Below are 678 nucleotides of genomic sequence, written 5' to 3' on the forward strand. Positions count from 1 at the left end.
TTGCGGGCCAGCGTGGCGATCCGCTGCCCTTGCTTTATGCCACTGTTTTCGAGCACTGCGACGGCGCGCTGGATGGCATCGTCGAACGCGGCATAGGTCCAGCGCCGGCCGGACGCGAGGTCGACGCAAGCGAGGCGTTCCGGCTGCGCGCGGGCATGCAAGGCGACGGGGTCCGGTGTCGTCCAGGCCGGCATTGCGATCTCCTCCCGTGTCACGCGCCGTATCGGTTGCGGCCGGCATCGATCGCCGGTCCGAGACAGGTCACATCGACCGGATCATCTCGCCTTGTCGTAGGCGCCGAGGCCAGGCTTGTAGCTCTTTTCGTCGATGAACTGGCGGATGCCTTCCTTGCGGCCTTCACTGTCGAAGGAATTGGCCGCCTCCTGCGCCCGCACCAGATAGTCCTCGGCATTGTCGTAGGTCATCTCGGCGACGCGGCGGATGGCGTCCTTGGTGGCCTTGAGCGCCACCGGGTTCTTCTTCAGAAGAATCCCGGCCACTTCCGCGACGCGCGCCTTCAGGTCGCTGAGCGGCACGCTTTCATTGACCAGCTTCCAGGCCGCCGCCTTCCTGCCGTCGATCAGCTCGCCGGTCAGCGCGTGATACATGGCATCACGCATCGACAGCAGATCGACCACCACCTTGGTGGCGCCGCCGCCAGGCAGGATGCCCCAGTTG

At 65.8% G+C, this 678-nt stretch carries 2 protein-coding genes; both read right to left on the reverse strand.

All coding sequences use genetic code 11. The features are described 5' to 3' along the window. Positions 1–194 (reverse strand): AMP-binding protein (locus EN742_RS36860; protein WP_148670613.1); only part of this gene is annotated, 194 nt, incomplete at its 3' end. A gap of 81 nt (positions 195–275) precedes the next feature. Further along, a partial coding sequence (locus EN742_RS36865; protein WP_245492502.1) for an enoyl-CoA hydratase-related protein occupies positions 276–678 on the reverse strand: 403 nt, incomplete at its 5' end.

The organism is Mesorhizobium sp. M4A.F.Ca.ET.020.02.1.1, from assembly GCF_004022645.1.
GTDB lineage: Bacteria > Pseudomonadota > Alphaproteobacteria > Rhizobiales > Rhizobiaceae > Mesorhizobium.